The organism is Stenotrophomonas sp. STEN054 (assembly GCF_056854535.1).
The window spans coordinates 18,286-34,583 of record NZ_JBXFWG010000024.1 but is presented as its reverse complement, the minus strand read 5'-3'; the positions used below and the strand labels follow the sequence as shown (position 1 = coordinate 34,583).

The window sequence follows — 16,298 nt, the reverse complement described above, 5'->3', positions numbered from 1 at the left end:
GGAGGTAGAGTCGACCGTTGGTCGACTATCGCGCGCAGCGCGGCATTTTTGCGGTCTGTGGGAAGAGCAGTCGACCTACCCGGCCAGCATGTCGCGGAAACGCCTCAGCACGTACGGGTCAATCAACCCGCCGGCCTGCTCATCGAGGATGCGCAGTACCGCGTCATGCTCCATCGCCTGGCGGTAAGGGCGGGCGCTGGTCATCGCGTCATAGGCGTCGACCACGGTGAGGATGCGTGCGCCCAGCGGGATAGACTCGCCGTGCAGGCCATCGGGGTAGCCGCTGCCGTCGTGGGCTTCGTGATGGGCGCGGATCAGTCGCGCCACCGGCACCGCATCGCTGCGGCCGGTGGCCAGGAAGATGTGTTCGCCGCGCACCGGGTGCTCGCGCATGATCGCGCGATCCTCGTCGGTATGCCGACGCGGGCTCAGCAGCACGTCATCGGGAATGCCGATCTTGCCCATGTCGTGGAAGCGCGCGGCCAGGCCGACGTGGGCGCGGCCGTCGCTGTCCATGTCGCAGCGGATGGCCAGGCGCTGCGCGAGCAGGCCGACGCGGTCGCAGTGGTGGCGGGTGTAGGCATCGCGCATCTGCAGCGACATCGATAGTGCATCGACCAGGCAGGCATCGGTGTGCAGCAGATCGGGAGGGTGGGAATCAAGCATGGGGGTGGCGCCGCCTTGGCACGCAGAAACAACAAGGCCCGCGTCTGCGGGCCCGGATGGGGTGGGGTGGTGCATAGGGTAACGCGTGCGCCGGGGTCAGCGCAGCGCCAGGGTCAGCAGCAGCGCACGGGCCGCGTTGAAGCGGTCCTCCGGCAACGGCAGCGGGTGCTTGATGCGCAGCTTGTCACGCCCTTCCATGGCATACAGGTTGGGCTGCTTCTGGATCAGCTGGATCACCGCCATCGGGTCGATGTTCGGCTTGGATTCGAACACGATGCGGCCGCCGTTCTCGCCCAGGTCCAGCTTGCGGATGCCCAGGGTGTTGGCCTGCAGCTTCAGTTCGGCAATGGCGAACAGGTGCTTGGCCGCATCCGGCAGCAGGCCGAAGCGGTCGATCATCTCCACCTGCAGCTCGCGCAGCGCCTCGCTGTCACGCGCGCTGGAAATGCGCTTGTACAGGGTCAGGCGGGTGTGCACGTCCGGCAGGTAATCTTCCGGGATCAGCGCCGGCACATGCAGTTCCACTTCGGCGCCACGCACTTCCTCGCCGGCATCCAGGTCGGGCAGCTTGCCCTGCTTGATGCTGCGCACCGCGCGTTCCAGCAGCTCGGTGTACAGGCTGAAACCCACTTCGGCCATCTGCCCGCTCTGGTCTTCGCCCAGCAGTTCGCCGGCGCCACGGATTTCCAGATCGTGCGTGGCCAGGGTGAAGCCGGCGCCCAGTTCGTCCATCGAGGCGATCGCTTCCAGGCGCTTTTCCGCATCCGGGGTGATCGAGCGACGGTCCGGCGCCACCAGGTAGGCATACGCACGGTGGTGCGAACGACCGACGCGGCCGCGCAGCTGGTGCAGCTGGGCCAGGCCGAAGCGGTCGGCGCGGTTGATGATGATGGTGTTGGCGTTGGGGATGTCGATGCCCGATTCGATGATCGTGGTCGACAGCAACACGTTGAAGCGCTGCTTCTGGAAATCCAGCATCACCTTTTCCAGCTCGCGCTCGGGCATCTGCCCGTGGGCGATGCCGATGCGCGCTTCGGGCACCAGCTCGGACAGCTCGCGCTGCATGCGGCCGATGCTTTCCACGTCGTTGTGCAGGAAGTACAGCTGGCCACCACGCGCCAGCTCGCGCTGGAAGGCTTCGCGCAGCAGCGCGTCGTCCCATTGGGTGATGAAGGTCTGCACTGCCAGCCGGTTCGGCGGCGGGGTGGCGATGATCGACAGGTCGCGCAGGCCGGCCATCGCCATGTTCAAGGTGCGCGGAATCGGCGTGGCGGTCAGGGTCAGCAGGTGCACGTTGGCGCGCAGCGCCTTCAGTGCCTCCTTCTGGCGCACGCCGAAACGCTGCTCCTCATCGACGATGACCATGCCCAGGTCCTTGAACTTCACGTCCGGCTGCAGCAGGCGGTGGGTACCGACGATGACGTCGATGGTGCCGGCGGCGACCTTCTCCAGTTCGGCCTTGATTTCCTTGGTGCTCTTGAAGCGCGACAGCACTTCCACCTTCAGCGGGTAATCGGCGAAGCGGTCGCGGAAGTTGCGGTAATGCTGTTCGGCCAGCAACGTGGTCGGCACCAGCACCGCCACCTGCTTGCCGGCGCTGGCCGCGGCAAACGCCGCGCGCACCGCCACTTCAGTCTTGCCGAAGCCGACGTCACCGCAGACCACGCGGTCCATCGGTTGGCTGCTGGCCAGGTCGCGCAGGGTCGCGTCGATGGCGGCCAGCTGGTCGGGGGTTTCCTCGAACGGGAAACCCGCCGCGAACGGTTCGTACATCGCCCGGTCCACCTGCAGCGCCAGGCCGGCACGTGCCTGGCGGCGGGCCTGGATCTCCAGCAGTTCGGCGGCCACGTCGCGCGCCTTCTCGGCCGCCTTGCGCTTGGCCTTGGTCCACTGCTCGCCACCCAGCGAATGCAGCGGCGCGGTTTCCGCCGAGGCACCCGAATAGCGGCTGATCAGGTGCAGCTGGGCCACCGGCACGTACAGGCGGTCGCCCTTGGCGTATTCGATTTCCAGGAACTCGCCGGGCATGCCGCCGACGTCCATCGCGATCAGGCCACGGTAGCGGCCGACGCCATGGTCTTCGTGCACGATCGGCGCGCCCTCGGTCAGCTCACCGAGGTCGCGGATGATGGCTTCCGGCTCGCGGCCGGCACGGCGCGTGCGGCGGGTGCTGCCGGCGCGCTCGGGGAACAGCTGGCGCTCGGTGAGCACCGCGATGGGCGGCTCATCCAGCGCGAAGCCGTCTTCCAGCGGCGCCACGGTGATGGCGAAGCGCGCATCGTCGGCGAGGAAGCTGGGCAGGTCGGCCACCACCGGCGGCTTCAGCTCGGCGGCCTGCAGCACTTCCAGCAGGGCTTCGCGGCGGCCCGGTGAATCGGCGGCGATCAGCACCCGGCCCGGGTAGTGGCCGAGGAAGGATTTCAGTGCGTCGCCAGCGGGCGCGTCGCGCGCGGCCACCGGCAGTGGCGGCAGCGGCTGGTCACCCAGCGCATGCGCATCGGCGATGCGTGCGTGTTCGGGCGCCCAGACTTCGATGCGCGCGGCATCGTTCAAGCGTTCGCGCAGCAGTTCCGGCGACAGGTACAGCGACGAGGGCGGCAGCAGCGGCCGTTCCACATCGTGGCGGCGCTGTTCGTAACGGTCAGCGGTCTGCGCCCAGAAGGCCACGGCCGCTTCATCCGCACCGGTGCACACGACCGGCAGGCTGCCGGCGGGGAGATAGTCGAACAAGGTGGCGGTGCGGTCGAAGAACAGCGGCAGGTAGTACTCGATGCCGGCCGGGGCCAGCCCGGATTTCAGATCCTGGTACAGCGAGCTGCGCCGGGTATCGACATCGAAGCGCTCGCGCAGCGTGCCCAGTACGCGGGCGATGCTGGCATCGTCCATCGGCACTTCGCGGCCGGGCAGCATGTGCACCGCCTCGACCTTGTCCAGCGAGCGCTGGCTTTCCGGATCGAAGGCGCGGATCGAATCGATGTCCTCGTCCAGCAGCTCCACCCGCAGCGGCTCGTCGGCGCCCATCGGGAACACGTCGAGCAGGCCACCACGCACGGCGAAATCGCCCGGGTCCATCACCTGCGGGACGTTGCGGTAGCCAGCGCTTTCCAGGCGGCGCTTCTCGGCTTCCAGGTCCAGGCGCTGGCCGACCTTCAGGTCGAAGCTGCCACCGATGACGTAGCTGCGCGGGGCCAGCTGCTGCAGCACCGTCTGCACCGGCACCACCACCAGGCCGCGCTTGAGCGTGGGCAGGCGGTGCAGGGCGGCCAGGCGCTGCGAAATGATGTCCGGGTGCGGGCTGAAGCGGTCGTAGGGCAGCGTTTCCCAATCGGGGAACGCCACCACCGGCAGGTCCGGATCGGTGCCGATCAGGGTCTGCAGGTCGGCTTCGAGCTGGTTGGCGCCGTGGTTGTCACGGGCGATCACCAGCAGCGGCGCGTCGTGCGCGCGCGCGGCCTGGACCAGATACCAGGCCAGGGCGGTCGGCGAGGCGGGGGCGCGCCACCAAGCGCGGAGCTGGCCGGCGCGAGGCAACGGCGGGGCGGGGTATGAGGTACGCGACATGGACCGCCGATCTTAGCAGAAGGGTTTGTCGCGACCGTGTGCGCGATGCAGTTGGTAGCGCCGAGCCGTGCCCGGCGGATGCCGCGTCACCGCTGCGCTCGCCGGGCATGGCCCGGCGCTACGTCAGTTGTCCAGTTCCAGCACCATGCGCACCAGGCCATCGGCGCCATTGGGGTGCGGCACCGGCTTGAAGCCCAGCGAGGCGGCCAGCTGTTTCATCGGCTCGTTCTCGGCGGCCACGTCGCCATACAGGCGGTCCAGGTACTTGCCGCGGCCCCACTTCACCAGCTTGCGCATCAGCTGGCGGCCCAGGCCCTGGCCGATCAGGAAGCGGCTGATCAGGATCGCGTATTCGGCTTCACGGGTACCGGGGATGATCGAGGCACGCGCGACCGCGCCAACCACCGCTTCACCGGCAGGCAGCGACTCGGCGGCCACCAGAGTGATTTCGGTCTTGGGGTTGGGGTGGGTCAGGCGCTGGGTGGTGTCCGCCGAAAGCTCGGTCACCGACTGCAGGAAACGGTCACGGATTTCTTCCGGCCCGAAGAGGCTGAAGGCGGCCTGCAGCGGCGCGCCGTCTTCCGGGCGGATGGGGCGGATCAGCAGCTCGTGGCCGCTGGGAGCCTTGAAGATCTCATGCCAGGGCGGCATGCGGTTGCGAGTGGCCATACCGGGTGATTCCTTGGTGGTCCATCGATTGTGGCATCACCGGGGCTGCATTCCGTGAACGAAAGGCCCACGGGCGTACAGCCTCGTGAAGACGGCAGATCGTGGCCTATTCGGGGGCCTTGAGCCAATCCAGGCGGGTGGTGGCACCCGGCTCGCCCAGGTGCTGGCGCAGCGCCGGCAGGGCCGGGCCGACCACCCGGTCGAACTGCCAGGGGGCATTGAGCAGCAGCATGCCGCTGCCGTTGAGGCGCAGCGGTGAGTCGTCCGGACGCACCAGGAACTCGATGGTCATGGCCGATTTCACCGGCAGGGCGGCGGCCTTTCGCAGAAAATGCAGGATGGTGCGGCGCTGCTTGATCGGGAACCAGACCGCGCAGGTCGCCTGCGGCCAGCGCGCCAGGGTCTCGGCCAGGGCGGCCAGGATGGCGTGGTACTCGGCATCCTGTGCCTCGTACGGCGGGTCGATCAGGACCAGGCCACGGCCGATCTTGCTGCCGTTGACCTTCGGCGGCAGCTGCGAACGCAGCAGCGCATAGCCATCGCCCTGGTGCACGCCGACGCGGTTGTCGTGGGCAAACAGCGCCTTCAGCTGGGCCGCTTCGTCGTCCTGCAGCTCACAGACTGCCATCCGGTCCTGCGCGCGCATGGCCTGGGCACTCAGCAGCGGCGAGCCCGGGTAGGTGATCATCGCGCCCACCGGGTTGTCGGCCTGCACGGCCTTCAGGTAGCGCTCGATGACCTCCGGCAGCTTGGGCTGGGCCATCAGGCGCATGATGCCGTCTTCGGCCTCCAGGGTCTTGCGGCCCTCTTCGCTGGCCAGCAGGTAACGGCCGGCACCGCCATGGGTGTCGAGCACGAAGAACGGGCTGTCCTTGCGCTTGAAGCTGTCGATCAGGGCCAGCTGCACGATGTGCTTGAGGACATCGGCATGGTTGCCGGCATGGAAGGCGTGGCGATAGTTCATGGGCGGCAGTGTACGGGGCGGCGGCCGCAGCGGCTATGCTGCGCGCCATGACAGCCCCCGTTGCCCAGGTCCTAGTAGTCGAGGACGAAGCCGCCATTGCCGAAACCGTGCTGTATGCCCTGCGCAGCGAAGGCTACGCGGCCAGCCACTGCCTGCTCGGCGGGCAGGCCCTGCAGCGCCTGCAGGAGGGCGATGTGGACGTGGTGGTGCTGGACGTGGGCCTGCCCGACCTCAGCGGCTTCGAGGTCTGCCGCCGGCTGCGCGCTCTGCCGGGGCCGCAGGCGCAGGTGCCGGTGATCTTCCTGACCGCCCGCAACGATGAGCTGGACCGCGTGCTGGGCCTGGAACTGGGTGCCGACGACTACATGGCCAAGCCCTTTTCGCCGCGCGAGCTGGTGGCTCGGGTACGCGCCCGGCTGCGTCGGGTGGCGCCTGCCGCCCCGGCCGTGGCGGCGGTCGAGCCCGGCTGGCGCGAGCACGGTGCCTTCGCCATCGACCGCGAAGGCCGCCGCATTCGCTACCAGGGCAACACCCTGGACCTGACCCGCTATGAGTACGCCCTGCTGGAGGCGCTGCTGCAGCGCCCCGGCGCCATCCTCAGCCGCGCCCAGCTGATGGACCGCGGCTGGGACAGCAGCGCCGACAGTGCCGACCGCACCGTCGATACCCACGTCAAGACGCTGCGCGCCAAGCTGCGCGCCGCCGGTGCCAGCGACGACCCGATCCGCACCCATCGTGGCCTGGGCTACGCGCTGGAGACCTGAGCCATGCGCCTGGTACTGAAGCTGTTCCTGGGCTTCTTCCTGATCACCGGCATCGCCGCGTTCTTCGTCATGCGGGTGTTCGTCAACGAAGTGAAACCGGGCGTGCGCCAGGCGATGGAATCGACCCTGGTCGATGCGGCCAACGTGCTGGCCGAAATGGCCGCCACCGACGTCAAGGCCGGCACGATCGGCAGCGGCAGCTTCACCCGCAACCTGGCCAAGGCCCGCCAGCGCGACCTGAAGGCGATGGTCTGGCGCTTCCCCAAGCGTTCGCTCGATTACCGGGTAACCATCACCGATGCGCGCGGCATCGTCATCTACGATTCGCTGGGCCGCGACGTCGGCCGCGACAATTCGCGCTGGAACGATGTCTACCGCACGCTGCGCGGCGAGTACGGCGCGCGCTCCAGCCCGGAAGTGCCCGGCAGCGAGGGCGACACGGTGATGCACGTGGCCGCGCCGGTCTACGACCCCGCCGATGGCCACACCCTCATCGGCGTGCTCAGCCTGGCCCAGCCCAACCGCAGCATCGATCCGTTCATCGCTGCCAGCCAGCGCGCCATCATGGAGCGCGGTGCGTGGCTGATCGGCCTGTCCGCGCTGGTCGGCGTGCTGGTGACAATGTGGCTGACCACCGGCCTGGGCCAGCTCAGCCGTTACGCACGCGCGGTTACCGCGGGCGAGCCGGTGCCACCGCCACGGCGCCGCCGCGATGAGATCGGCGATCTCGGCCACGCCCTGGAAACCATGCGCCGCAAGCTGGAGGGCAAGGCCTACGTCGAGCAGTACGTGCAGTCGCTGACCCATGAGATGAAGAGCCCGCTGGCCGCCATCCGCGGTGCCGCCGAACTGCTGCAGGAACCGATGCCCGATGCCGACCGTGCGCATTTCGCGCGCAGCATCGTCGACCAGCAGGAGCGGCTGACCGAGACCATCGACAAGCTGCTGGCGCTGGCCGAAGTGGAACAGCACGGCTGGCTGCAGACCCGCGACCCGATCGCGCCGGCCACGCTGCTGGACGATGCCGCTGCCGCCGCACAGGTGCGTGCGCAGGCGGCGGGCGTGGTGGTGCGGATCGGCGCGGTGCCCGACCTGCGCCTGCACGGCGATGCGTATCTGCTCCGGCAGGCGATGCAGAACCTGATCGACAACGCGGTGGCGTTCTCGGCGCCCGGCGCCGAGGTCGAGCTGCAGGCGGTGGCCGATGGCCAGGGCATGCGCCTGCAGGTGGCCGACCGTGGTGCGGGTGTGCCCGAGTACGCGCGTGACCGGGTGTTCGAGCGCTTCTATTCGCTGGCGCGTCCCGGCAGTGGCCGGCGCAGTTCCGGCCTTGGCCTGCCGTTCGTGCAGGAAGTGGCGCGCCTGCACGATGGCCGCGCCAGCCTCGAGCCGCGGCCCGGCGGCGGCACTGTCGCCAGCCTGTGGCTGCCGCTGGGTGGACCGGCACAGCGCGCCCGTCGCTGACTTCACATTCGCTTCAAATTCGCCACAAACCCCGCTCACTGCCGCCGTCCATCCTGCAGTCCTCTCCAACGAGGACGGACGATGAAATCCCTGAAGATGCTGTTGCGGTTCGCCATCGTCGGCGGACTGATCCTGCTGCTGCTGGTCCCGCTGACGATGATCCGCGGCGTCATCAACGAACGCAGCGCGTACCGCGACGAGGCTTTCGCGCGGGTGGCCGACAGCCGCGCCGGAGCGCAGCGCCTGGTCGGCCCGGTACGGGTGGTGCCGTGGGTGGAACGCCAGCAGGTCGAGGTGGTCGACGCCAAGGGCAACAAGAAGATCGAGGAGCAGGTGAGCGAAGGCCACTGGCTGCAGATGCCGGCCTCGCTGGACGTGGGCGGCGAGATGCTGCCGAGCCAGCGCGAGGTCGGCCTGTTCAAGGTACCGGTGTACAGCTGGAACGGCCAGTTGAGGGCGACCTTCGCGGCCGACGATTACCCCGTGAAGCCGGGCCGCAGCTACGGCCAGCCGTACGTGGTGCTGGGCGTGTCCGATGCACGTGGCCTGGTCGGCACGCCGGATCTGCGCGTGGACGGCAGACAGGTGCGCTTGCTACCGGGTGTTGGCGCGGCCAGTGAGGTCGGCCGTGGCCTGCACGCGCCGGTGGTCGGTTTCGCCGAGAGCCTCGGCGGCACCCTGGCCGGCAGCAGCATCGAACTCGACCTGCGCCTGGACGGCAGCCGCGCGCTTTCGGTGGTGCCGGTGGGTGATGACACCCGGATCGCACTGCGCTCGCGCTGGCCGCATCCGTCCTTCAGCGGTGCGTTCCTGCCCAATGAGCGACGCGTCGATGCGCAGGGGTTCAACGCGCAGTGGGCGGTCTCTTCGCTGGCCTCGGATGCACAGACGCAGCTGCGCCGTGACGGTGCGATGGACTCGCAGGCGGTGACGGTGTCGCTGGTGGATCCGGTCGACACCTATACCCAGGCCGACCGCGCTTCGAAATACGGCATCCTGTTCGTGGTGCTGACCTTCGTCGGCTTCATCCTGTTCGAACTGATCAAGTCGCTGCGCATCCACCCGCTGCAGTACCTGATGGTCGGCCTGGCGCTGGCGATCTTCTTCCTGCTGCTGATCAGCCTGTCCGAGCACATCACCTTCTGGAAGGCCTACCTGGTCTCGGCCGTGGCCTGCATCGGCCTGCAGGCGGTGTACCTGGCCCATGTGCTGGGGCATTGGAAGCGCGGCCTCGGCTTCGCCGCGCTGCTGACCCTGCTGTACGGCGCGCTGTATGGCCTGCTGGTCTCGGAAAACAACGCGCTGCTGATGGGATCGCTGCTGCTGTTCGTGATCCTGGCGCTGGCGATGTGGGTGACCCGCCGGGTCGACTGGTACGCGCTGGGCGCAGAACTGAAGTAAGGAGCACGCCATGGGCTGGCGCCGGGGATTGTGGCAACGGGCACGGCAGGGCCTACCCGCCCTGCTGGAAGTGGATGCACTGCTGCAGGCACATGGTGTGCTGGCGGCCCTGCCGGGGGCACGGATCGCCCCCGGCCTGGTCCGCTTCCAGCTGGCTGCGGTGACTTGCGAAGGATTGCAGCGGAAAGGGCTGGAATGGCTGGCCGGCGCGCGGCAGGGACGCGGCGCGCTGGCCGGGCGGGTGCCGCGCTACCGGCCATGGAAGGCCGGCGCGGCGGCGCTGTCGGAGATCGGCATCGACGGCCTGCCGCCGGATTGGCCGGTGCATGCCGCAGTGTACGGCTGCAGCAGCATCGACCAGCGCCACTGGCTGTTGCTGCTGCCGGAGCGCGCGCAGCTGTGGTTGGGGTGGCATGGGTGATCGCGCACAGAGCATCCACGCATGGCGTGGATCTACGGGCGCATGGTGTGCTGGCGGCCCTTCCGGGGGCACGGATCGCCCCCGGCCTGGTCCGCTTCCAGCTGGCTGCGATGACTTGCGAAGGATTGCAGCGGAAAGGGCTGGAATGGCTGGCCGGCGCGGCGGCGCTGTCGGATATCGGCATCGACGGCCTGCCGCCGGATTGGCCAGTGCATGCCGCAGTGTACGGCTGCAGCAGCATCGACCAGCGCCACTGGCTGTTGCTGCTGCCGGAGCGCGCGCAGCTGTGGTTGGGGTGGCGTGGGTGATCGCGCACAGGTCATCCACGCATGGCGTGGATCTACGGCAGCCACCGCCCACGATCGACACGCATGGCGGGGGGAGCGCGGTGCGGTCCATGACCGATGGGACGGGGGCGCTGCGCCGCCGCTGGCTAGACTCGATGGGTTGACGATCGAGCCGAAGGGCAGGGGTGTGATGTGTTGAAGTGGGGTGTGCTGGCCGCAGCGCTGGCGATGGGTGGCAATGCAATGGCGCAGCAGCGCGAACCGGTGGACCTGGACATGGTCAGCCGCATCCGCCAGGAGGCCTTCCATCGTTCGCAGGTGATGGACACCTTCAGCTACCTCACCGAACGCATCGGCCCGCGCCTGACCAATTCGCCGGCGATGGGCCGTGCCAACGCCTGGACCCGCGGCAAGTTCAACGAATGGAAGCTGGACAACGTCCACGACGAAGCCTTCGATGATTTCGGCCGTGGTTGGGAGTTCACCTCGGCCAGCGTGGAGATGCTGGGCGACCGCGTGCAGCCGCTGCATGCCCTGCCCAAGGCCTGGACGCCGGGCACCCGTGGCCCGGTCGAGGGCGAGCTGGTGCAGGTGGACATCAAGAAGCCGGAAGACATCGAAAAGTACCGTGGCAAGCTGCGCGGCAAGATCCTGTTGCTGGGTGAAGCGCGCGAGTACAAGCGCGGTACCGAGGCCGATTCGCACCGCCACGATGCGACCTCGCTGGAAGGCCTGCAGGAATTCACCCTGCCCAAGGACGTGGCCGCCGAGCGGGCCAAGCGGGTGAAGGAATACAAGGAACGCCAGGAGCTGGCCGCCAAGGTCAACGCCTTCTTCGTCGAAGAGGGCGCGCTGGCTTCGATCAGCATCAGCAGTTGGGACAACGGCATCATCCGCGTCGCCGGTGGCGGTTCGCGCAAGGCTGGCGAATCGGTGGGTATTCCGGAACTGGCGATGATCGCCGAGCACTTCAATCCGCTGGTGCGCGCGCTGGATGCCAAGCAGCCGGTACGCCTGCGCGTGGACGTGGCCGCGCGCTTCACCGACGAGGCCGACCAGCCCGGCTACAACACGCTGGCCGAAATCCGCGGCAGCAGCAAGCCCGACGAAGTGGTGATGATCGGCGCCCACCTGGATTCCTGGCACAGCGGCACGGGCGCGGCCGACAACGCCGCCGGCGTGGCGGTGATGATGGAGGCGATGCGCATCCTCAAGGCCACCGGCGCCAAGCCGAAGCGCACCATCCGCGTGGCGTTGTGGAGCGGCGAGGAACAAGGGCTGATCGGTTCGCAGGCCTATGTGGCCAAGCACTTCGGTCGTTTCCCCGAGCCCACCGACCCGGCGCAGAAGGCGCTGCCGGCCTCGCTGCGCGACCCGACCGGCGCCCTGCAGAAGACCCGCGATTACGGCAGGTTCCAGGTCTACTTCAACATGGACAACGGCTCCGGCCGCTTCCGGGGCATCTACGCCCAGGAGAACCTGGCGGCGATGCCGATCTTCGAAGCCTGGCTGGCCCCGTTCCATGACGTGGGCGCCACCACCGTGGCCACCCGCAACACCGGCAGCACCGACCACATCAGCTTCGACCGCATCGGCCTGCCGGGCTTCCAGTTCATCCAGGACCGCCTGGACTACTTCACCAACGTCCATCACAGCCACCTGGACACCTGGGACCATGCCGAGCCGGACGACCTGAAGCAGGCAGCGGCCATCGTCGCCTCGTTCGCCTACAACTCGGCGATGCGCGAGCAGTCGTTCCCGCGCAAGGCTGAACCGCAGCCCTGAAAAACCGGCGGGAGGGGCGGAATGCGTCCGCCCCTCCTTGCCTTTCCGGGGCTGGTGGTAAAATCGCGGGATTCCCGTTCCCCGAGCCCTCCATGATCTGCCGCACCCGCTTCGCCCCCAGCCCCACCGGTTATCTGCACATCGGCGGTGCCCGCACCGCGCTGTACTGCTGGCTGGAGGCCCGCCACCGCGGCGGCGAATTCGTGCTGCGCATCGAGGACACCGACCGTGAACGCAGCACCCAGGGCGCGATCGACGCGATCCTGGAGGCGATGGACTGGCTGGGCCTGGGCTACGACGTCGGCCCGATCTACCAGACCGACCGCGTCGCCCGTTACCTGGAAGTGGCCGAGCAGCTGGTGGCCGACGGCAAGGCGTACTACGCCTACGAGACCCGCGAAGAGCTGGACGCGATGCGCGAGGCCGCCATGGCCAAGCAGGAAAAGCCGCGCTACAACGGCGCCGCGCGTGAGCTGGGCCTGCCGCGCAAGGACGACCCGAACCGCGTCATCCGCTTCAAGAACCCGCTCGACGGCACCGTGGTGTTCGACGACCTGATCAAGGGCCGCATCGAGATCGCCAACAGCGAGCTGGATGACATGGTCATCTTCCGTCCGGACGGCTATCCCACCTACAACTTCGCGGTGGTGGTGGACGACTGGGACATGGGCATCACCGAGGTCATCCGCGGCGACGACCACATCAACAACACCCCGCGGCAGATCAACCTGTACGAAGGCATCGGCGCCCCGGTGCCGAAGTTCGGCCACATGCCGATGATCCTGGACGAGCAGGGTGCCAAGCTGTCCAAGCGCACCGGCGCGGCCGACGTGATGCAGTACAAGGACGCCGGCTACCTGCCCGACGCGCTGCTGAGCTACCTGGCCCGCCTGGGCTGGTCACACGGTGACCAGGAGCTGTTCAGCCGCCAGGAGCTGATCGAGCTGTTTGACGTGACCCACTGCAATTCCAAGGCCTCGCGCCTGGACATGGCCAAGCTGGGCTGGGTCAACCAGCACTTCCTGAAGACCGAGGAGCCGGCCAGCATCGTGCCGCACCTGGTCTACCAGCTGGAAAAGCTGGGCCTGGACGTGGCCGCCGGCCCGGCGCCGGTGGACGTGGTGATCGCCCTGCGCGAGCGCGTGCAGACCCTGAAGGAAATGGCCGAGAAGGCCGTGGTCTGGTACCAGCCGCTGACCGAGTACGACGATGCGGCCGTGGCCAAACACTTCAAGGCCGGCGCCGAGCTGCCGCTGGGCAAGGCCCGCGAACTGCTGGCGGCCCTGCCGGAATGGACCGCCGAAGCCGTCGGCGTCGCCTTGCACGATGCTGCCGCCGCGCTGGAAATGGGCATGGGCAAGGTCGCCCAGCCGCTGCGCGTGGCCATCACCGGCACCCAGGTCAGTCCTGACATTTCCCATACCGTGTACCTGGCCGGCCGTGAGCAGGCCTTGAAACGCATCGATGTGGCCATCACCAAGGTAGCAACGGCCTGAGCCCTGCCGCCCAGACCTGAACCGGAGAACGCGCATGCCCGCCAAACCAGCTTCTGCCTGTACCGCCCCGCACCACCACGTCCACGACGCATCGGATTTCGTGGCGGTGGTCGAGCGCGTCTCGCGTGAGCGCGGGCTGCGCCTGACCCCGATCCGGGCCAACGTGCTCAAGCTGATCGCCGAGGCCGGCAAGCCGGTCAAGGCCTATGAGCTGCTGGAGTGGGTGCGCAACGGCAAGGGCGTGGGCGCGGATGCCCCGCCCACCGTCTACCGCGCGCTCGACTTCCTGATGGCGAACGGGTTCGTGCACAAGCTGGAATCGGTGAATGCCTTCGTGGCCTGCCACCATCCGAGCAGCGCGGCGCATTCGGTGCCGTTCCTGATCTGCAACAGCTGCCACAGCGCGGTGGAACTGGAAGACCGCGAGATCGTCACCCAGCTGGAAAAGCGCGCCAAGGAACTGGGGTTCCAGCCGCAGGCGCAGACCCTGGAAGTGCACGGCCTCTGCGCGCGCTGCGCCGGCTGACAGCCTCGGGGGTAGAGTCGACCGTTGGTCGACTATCCTGAGAACCGCATGAGGACCGGGGGGCGGATCCCTCTGCCCCAGGCAAAGGGCTCTGACCCCATTTCACAGACGCCGCCGCAGCCGCTTCAAGGCCACCTTGCGCACAGCAACCATCTCTTCCTCCTCCAGCGCCAGCGACTGCAGCCACGCCATCGCTTGAGCCACCGATGCACCGCGCGCGGCATACAGCGCCAGGTTGCGGCCCTGCGCGGTCGGCGCCTGTTCCCACGCGCGTTGAACCAGGCGCAGCAGCGGCTGCTGTGTGGCTACCGGCACCACAACGCCCTTGTCGAACGACAGCAGCGAATTCAACGCAAACAGCGCCCGCGACGGCGCCGACATCGGATCGCCTTGGCTGAATTCGCCTGCGTGCAGAACCCCCAGCAGCGCCATCACTGACGCCTCGCTGCGCACGTCTTCCAGCACACCAATCGCTTAGGTCGCCCGCCGCGGATCATCCAGCAACGACTGCAGCCCCGCCACGCCGCCGTGGCCGAATGCCGCACATGTCTGCGCCCATGGCGCCATCGGCGCAAGGTGGGTGCCATCGGCGTTGTACTGGAATTCCTCGCGCCACGCGTACAGCGCACACAGTCGCTCGATTTCGGCCGCGCCTTCTGCACCGTGTTCCAGCACGAAGCGGATCAGATCCTCCACTTCCACGTTGCCGCCATGTTCCAGCGGGGCAGGGCCCTTGGCCGCTTTTTTGGCCAGTGCGTTGAATTTCATGTCTTGTGCCTGTTCCTGGCATAGAGCAGTCGAGCATGGCTCGACTCTACAAATAAGGCGGAGCCGCAGCCCCCGCTTTTGATTGTATTCCTTTGATTCACGTGGCTGACGCGCACGGAAAATGTCCGTGGCCGGGTGGGTGGGGTAGGCGGGACCGCAGGCGCCATGGATGGCGCCTACGAGCCCCCATGGACGGGTTTACGGCGTGTCCCGGCTGCCCCACCCACCTGGCCCATCCAGCAATCCAGCCGCAACGATCAGCTACGAGGGGCTCCGCCGTTCGCAGCCCTCGGCGAAGCCGCGCACTTCGGCAGGCGGCAGAGCAGTCGACTGACAGTCGACTCTACCGGGTCCGCGCGCTAATCCATCGGCTTGGTCGCGGTATCCACCCGCGCGATCACCGACATCCCCGGCCGCAGCCGCGCCGCCAGCTCCTGCCCCGGATCGATCGAAATCCGGATCGGCAACCGCTGCACCACTTTGGTGAAGTTGCCGCTCGCATTGTCCGGGCGCAGCACGCTGAACTCAGATCCGGTGGCCGGCGCGATCTGCTCCACGTGGCCGTGCAGGCGCTGGCCATTGAACGCATCCACCGAGAACGTCACCGGCTGGCCGATGCGCATCTGCCAGGTCTGGCCTTCCTTGTAGTTGGCCACCACCCACAGCGCCTCCGGCACCAGGAACAGCAGCTGCGAACCGGCCGCCACATACTGGCCCACGCGCACGCTGGCCTCGCTGATCTGCCCGTCGCGCGGCGCATGGATGACTGTGTTGGCCAGGTCGATGCGGGCCAGTTCCAGCTGCGCCTGCGCGCTTTCCACCTGCGCCTCCAGGCTCTTGCGCGCCACCTGGGTCGATACCAGCGTTTCCTCGGCGATGCGGATCTGCGCCTGCGCCTGCTGGACGCTGGCCTGCGCCGACGCCTGCGTGGTGCGGAATTTGTCACGGTCGTTGATCGAGACCAGCTGCTGCGCGGCCAGTTCCTCATAACGCTTGGCCTCGTTGCGCGAGCGCTGCAGTTCGGCCTGGCCGGCCGACAGCGTGGCGCGGGTCGACGCGATCTGCGCGCGGTTCTGCGCCTGCGACTGGTCCGAGTTGGCCAGTGCCGCGCGCGCGCTGTCCAGCGTCGCTTCGGCCTGCGCCACCTTCTGCGCGTAGATGCGGTCGTCGATGCGCAGCAGCGGCTCGCCCTTCTTCACGTGCTGGAAGTCCTTCACCAGCACCTCGGTGACATAGCCGGCCACCTGCGGCGCCATCACCGTGATCTGCCCGCGCACGTACGCGTTGTCGGTGACCATCACGCTGCTGGTGAACGGCCACAGGTTCCAGGCGCGCAGGATCAGCGCGATGCCCAGCAGCGCCACCACCACCATCACCACCACGCTGCGTGAGCTGGGCTTGAGGTATTTCGGTGCCGCCGCCGGCGCGGCAGGCGTGGGCGCAGGCGCGGCGTCGGTCGGCGGTGGCGGGCTGACGTTCTCGGGGGCGTCGCTGTCGGAGCGGGGCGGTAGCGGAGGCATGGCGGC

At 68.2% G+C, this 16,298-nt stretch carries 15 protein-coding genes; 8 read left to right on the top strand and 7 right to left on the bottom strand.

All coding sequences use genetic code 11. The annotated features are described in order from the left end of the window. Nucleotides 1-75: 75 nt before the first annotated feature. From AC1VXD_RS11410 to AC1VXD_RS11395, 4 genes are all read right to left on the bottom strand, one after another. Nucleotides 76-666: an HD-GYP domain-containing protein gene (locus tag AC1VXD_RS11410; protein WP_482992130.1), complete on the bottom strand. Its 591-nt coding sequence runs from the start codon at nucleotides 664-666 to the stop codon at nucleotides 76-78. 96 nt (nucleotides 667-762) lie between these two features. Beyond that, the gene (mfd, locus tag AC1VXD_RS11405) at nucleotides 763-4,227 is read right to left on the bottom strand and encodes a transcription-repair coupling factor (RefSeq protein ID WP_482992129.1); all 3,465 of its coding nucleotides are present in this window, start codon (nucleotides 4,225-4,227) and stop codon (nucleotides 763-765) included. A 123-nt stretch (nucleotides 4,228-4,350) separates the two neighbouring features. Then, on the bottom strand, nucleotides 4,351-4,896 hold the full coding sequence (locus AC1VXD_RS11400) for a GNAT family N-acetyltransferase (protein ID WP_108768252.1): 546 nt from the start codon (nucleotides 4,894-4,896) through the stop codon (nucleotides 4,351-4,353). A 106-nt stretch (nucleotides 4,897-5,002) separates the two neighbouring features. Next, entirely contained in the window at nucleotides 5,003-5,860 is an 858-nt protein-coding gene (locus AC1VXD_RS11395) for a 23S rRNA (adenine(2030)-N(6))-methyltransferase RlmJ (RefSeq protein WP_482992128.1), read from the bottom strand. Nucleotides 5,861-5,895: 35 nt separating this feature from the next. Between AC1VXD_RS11395 and creB the strand changes: the two genes are divergently transcribed. The 8 genes from creB (at nucleotide 5,896) to AC1VXD_RS11355 (ending at nucleotide 14,004) form a co-directional block, all read left to right on the top strand. Beyond that, nucleotides 5,896-6,624, top strand: coding sequence for a two-component system response regulator CreB (creB, locus tag AC1VXD_RS11390; protein ID WP_482992127.1), 729 nt, complete (start codon nucleotides 5,896-5,898; stop codon nucleotides 6,622-6,624). A gap of 3 nt (nucleotides 6,625-6,627) precedes the next feature. After that, nucleotides 6,628-8,088 carry a two-component system sensor histidine kinase CreC gene (gene creC / locus AC1VXD_RS11385; protein ID WP_482992126.1) on the top strand — a complete coding sequence of 487 codons (1,461 nt, stop codon included), beginning with the start codon at nucleotides 6,628-6,630 and terminating at the stop codon, nucleotides 8,086-8,088. 81 nt (nucleotides 8,089-8,169) lie between these two features. Continuing rightward, nucleotides 8,170-9,489, top strand: coding sequence for a cell envelope integrity protein CreD (gene creD / locus AC1VXD_RS11380; protein WP_482992125.1), 1,320 nt, complete (start codon nucleotides 8,170-8,172; stop codon nucleotides 9,487-9,489). A gap of 10 nt (nucleotides 9,490-9,499) precedes the next feature. Beyond that, nucleotides 9,500-9,910, top strand: coding sequence for a hypothetical protein (locus AC1VXD_RS11375; RefSeq protein ID WP_482992124.1), 411 nt, complete (start codon nucleotides 9,500-9,502; stop codon nucleotides 9,908-9,910). A 110-nt stretch (nucleotides 9,911-10,020) separates the two neighbouring features. Next, the gene (locus AC1VXD_RS11370; RefSeq protein WP_482992123.1) at nucleotides 10,021-10,218 is read left to right on the top strand and encodes a hypothetical protein; all 198 of its coding nucleotides are present in this window, start codon (nucleotides 10,021-10,023) and stop codon (nucleotides 10,216-10,218) included. A gap of 171 nt (nucleotides 10,219-10,389) precedes the next feature. Next, nucleotides 10,390-11,982, top strand: coding sequence for a M20/M25/M40 family metallo-hydrolase (locus AC1VXD_RS11365; RefSeq protein ID WP_482992122.1), 1,593 nt, complete (start codon nucleotides 10,390-10,392; stop codon nucleotides 11,980-11,982). A gap of 92 nt (nucleotides 11,983-12,074) precedes the next feature. Next, a complete protein-coding gene (gene gltX / locus AC1VXD_RS11360; protein WP_482992121.1) occupies nucleotides 12,075-13,478 on the top strand; it encodes a glutamate--tRNA ligase in 1,404 nt (467 codons plus the stop codon). 34 nt (nucleotides 13,479-13,512) lie between these two features. After that, complete coding sequence (locus AC1VXD_RS11355; protein WP_079221204.1) at nucleotides 13,513-14,004, top strand: Fur family transcriptional regulator; 492 nt, start codon at nucleotides 13,513-13,515, stop codon at nucleotides 14,002-14,004. A 102-nt stretch (nucleotides 14,005-14,106) separates the two neighbouring features. On the opposite strand, the gene AC1VXD_RS11350 is transcribed toward AC1VXD_RS11355, so the two are convergent. The 3 genes from AC1VXD_RS11350 to AC1VXD_RS11340 form a co-directional block, all read right to left on the bottom strand. After that, complete coding sequence (locus AC1VXD_RS11350; RefSeq protein ID WP_482992120.1) at nucleotides 14,107-14,469, bottom strand: hypothetical protein; 363 nt, start codon at nucleotides 14,467-14,469, stop codon at nucleotides 14,107-14,109. Nucleotides 14,470-14,478: 9 nt separating this feature from the next. Next, nucleotides 14,479-14,772: a hypothetical protein gene (locus AC1VXD_RS11345; RefSeq protein ID WP_482992119.1), complete on the bottom strand. Its 294-nt coding sequence runs from the start codon at nucleotides 14,770-14,772 to the stop codon at nucleotides 14,479-14,481. Nucleotides 14,773-15,131: 359 nt separating this feature from the next. After that, complete coding sequence (locus AC1VXD_RS11340) at nucleotides 15,132-16,292, bottom strand: HlyD family secretion protein (RefSeq protein WP_482992118.1); 1,161 nt, start codon at nucleotides 16,290-16,292, stop codon at nucleotides 15,132-15,134. Nucleotides 16,293-16,298 lie beyond the last annotated feature (6 nt).